Genomic DNA, 2,670 nt, shown 5'->3' on the forward strand with positions numbered 1-2,670 from the left:
CGCGAGCAGGGCCGCGGCGGCGAGGGCATGCGCAATGTCGGCATGCGCGGCGAGGGCAACGAGCGCGGCGGCGTCCGCAACGCCTCCGAGCAGGGCGGCGGCGGCATGGGCAACACCGGCGGCGGCAACCGCGGCGGGATGGAATCCGGCTCGCGCGGCGGCTCCCAGGGCGGCGGCGGCGGCATGAGCCGCTGATCGCCACGTCCCCTCGCGGGATTCCAAAGGGATCATCCCTTTGGCGGGGTGCCGGGGCAGAGCCCCGGCATCTTTCGTTGGGAGCTCTTCTCTACGACCGCAGAAAGTCGATCAGCGCCGCGTTGACCGCCTCCGGCACGTCGTGCTGCACCCAGTGGGTCGCCTGCGGGAAACGCTGCAGGCGGCCCCGCTCGCACAGCCCTAAGCTCGCCTCGGCGAGGCCCGTCTGGAGCGCCTGGTCGCGCTCGCCCCACAGGATCAGCGTCGGCGCCGCGATCCGCGGCGGGTGCCGCGCGCGGGGCAATCGGGCGAGCGCCCGGTACCAGTTCAGCATCGCCGTGACCGCGCCGGGGCGCAGCCATTCCCGCGCGTAGCGGTCGAGGTCGGCCTCGCCGAAGGTGCCGGGCCGGCTCGAGCCCCGCATCAGGGCCCGCAGAAGGCGGCCCCGGCGCGCCGTCAGCAGCCGTTCGGGCAGCAGGGGAAGCTGGAAGAAGCCGGCATAGGCGCTGCGCAGGGCCTGCCCCGGATGGCGTCGGAGATAGGGGCCGAACACGCCCGGATGGCAGGCGTTGAGCGCGGCGAGCCGCGCGACCCGCTCGGGGTGGAAGCTCGCCACCCAGAACGCGACGAGCCCGCCCCAATCGTGCCCGACGAGGTTGAAGCGCGTGAGCCCGCAGGCGTCGGCGAGGGCGATCACGTCCCCGGCGAGCCGGTCGAGATGGTAGGCGGCGATGCCCTTGGGCCGGTCGCTCAGGCCGTAGCCGCGCTGGTCGGGGATGAGGAGGCGCAGGCCGCTCCCCGCGAGCGGCTCGATCTGGTGCCGCCAGCCGAACCAGAACTCGGGAAAGCCGTGCAGCAGGATCGTCGGCGCCCCGTCCGCCGGCCCCGCCTCGGCGAGGTGCAGGCGCAGACCCTTCAGGTCGATGTGGCGGTGGCTGACGGTCGGATCGGGCATCGTTCGAGGCGAACTCGCGGACAGGTCGACGGAGGGTTCGATCGGGATATCGATGCTCGGCCAACCCGAGAGGGCCGGCGCGGTTCGGGTGCGGACGCTGATCCCTGTCGTGCCGCGTCTTTTCGGACAAGCCGGCGGCCACCTTTCGGGACGATGCTCTATAGATAGCCTCCGATCACGGGAGACGCCCTTCCCCGATGCCGCTGCTCCGCTGCCTTCTCGCGCTCGCCTGCCTGTGGCCGGCCCTGCTGTGGTCCTGCCTCGCGGCGGCCCGGCCCTTCACCGACGCCGCCGGGCGGCGGGTCGAGGTGCCGGAGCGGGTGACCCGGGTGCTCGCCGCCGGCCCGCCGGCGGCGGTGCTGCTCTCCACCCTGGCGCCCGACCGGATGATCGGCTGGCCGCGCGCGCCGAGCCCGGACGAGCGGGCGTTCCTCGCCCCGGCGCTCCGCGACCTGCCCGCCACCGGTCGGCTGACCGGGCGGGGCGGCAGCGCCAATGTCGAGGCGGTGCTGGCGCTCAAGCCCGACCTCATCGTCGATGTCGGCAGTACGGCGGCGACCTACGCCTCCCTCGCCGACCGGGTGCAGGCGCAGACCGGGATTCCGTACGTGCTGCTCGACGGGAGCTTCAAGGCGACCCCCGAGACCTACCGGACGCTGGGCGCGCTCATCGGCGCGCCGGAGGAGGGCGAGGCCCTCGCGGCGGAGGCGGAAAAGATCCTGAAGAAAGTGGCCGAGGCGGTGGCGGCGGTGCCCGAGGAGAAGCGCCCGCGGGTCTATTACGGGCGCGGTCCCCGCGGGCTGGAGACGGGCCTGTCCGGCTCGATCAACACCGAGATCATCGAGGCGGCGGGCGGGCGCAACGTGGCGGGGCCCGGCGCGGGCGGGCTCGCCGCGGTCTCGCCCGAGCAGGTGCTGGTCTGGAACCCGGACGTGATCATCGCCCTCGATCCGGATTTCCCGAAGCTCGCCGCCGCCGACCCGCTCTGGAGCGGGCTGAAGGCGGTGCGCGAGGGCCGCGTCCACGCCGTCCCGACGCTGCCCTTCGGCTGGGTCGACGCGCCGCCGGGGGTCAACCGCCTGATCGGCCTGCGCTGGCTCGCCGGCCTGTTTTTCCCCGAGCAGTTCCCGCAGACCTTGGGCGACGCCGTGCGCGACTTCTACCGGCGCTTCTACCGGGTCGAACTCACGCCGGAGCAGCTCGACCGCCTCCTGCGCGACGCCGCCGGGCCGGGGCCGACCCGGTGAGCGAGGCCGCGAGCGCCGCCCGAGCCCGGCCCGCGCGGCGGCTCGGCCTCTCCCTGGCGGTGCTGGCGCCTCTCGCACTGATCCTGCTCGTGCTGGTGTCGCTGGGCATCGGCCGCTACCCCGTGCCGCTCGCCGACGTATTCTCGGTGCTCGTCGCGAAAACTTTCGGGCAAGCGACCGCGCTCGACCCCGCCGCCCAGACCGTGGTGCTGAACGTGCGCCTGCCGCGGGTGTTCGGGGCGCTCGTGGTCGGGGCCGGGCTCGCGGCGGCGG

Annotated in this window: 3 protein-coding genes and 1 pseudogene; 3 read left to right on the top strand and 1 reads right to left on the bottom strand. The window is 74.3% G+C overall.

Going from position 1 to position 2,670, the window contains the following annotated elements; all coding sequences use genetic code 11:
• Positions 1–195, top strand: a pseudogene (locus MFF42_RS18295) (hypothetical protein); the annotation flags it as partial.
• A 91-nt stretch (positions 196–286) separates the two neighbouring features.
• Here MFF42_RS18295 and MFF42_RS18300 read toward each other — a convergent pair.
• On the bottom strand, positions 287–1,150 hold the full coding sequence (locus MFF42_RS18300) for an alpha/beta fold hydrolase (protein ID WP_238257024.1): 864 nt from the start codon (positions 1,148–1,150) through the stop codon (positions 287–289).
• A 197-nt stretch (positions 1,151–1,347) separates the two neighbouring features.
• Between MFF42_RS18300 and MFF42_RS18305 the strand changes: the two genes are divergently transcribed.
• Positions 1,348–2,397, top strand: coding sequence for an iron ABC transporter substrate-binding protein (locus MFF42_RS18305; RefSeq protein ID WP_238257025.1), 1,050 nt, complete (start codon positions 1,348–1,350; stop codon positions 2,395–2,397).
• Positions 2,394–2,670, top strand: a 277-nt coding sequence (locus MFF42_RS18310; protein ID WP_238257026.1) for an iron chelate uptake ABC transporter family permease subunit, incomplete at its 3' end; no start/stop codon positions are given. The genes MFF42_RS18305 and MFF42_RS18310, both read left to right, overlap by 4 nt.

The sequence above is a fragment of the Methylorubrum podarium genome (assembly GCF_022179745.1).
GTDB lineage: Bacteria > Pseudomonadota > Alphaproteobacteria > Rhizobiales > Beijerinckiaceae > Methylobacterium > Methylobacterium podarium.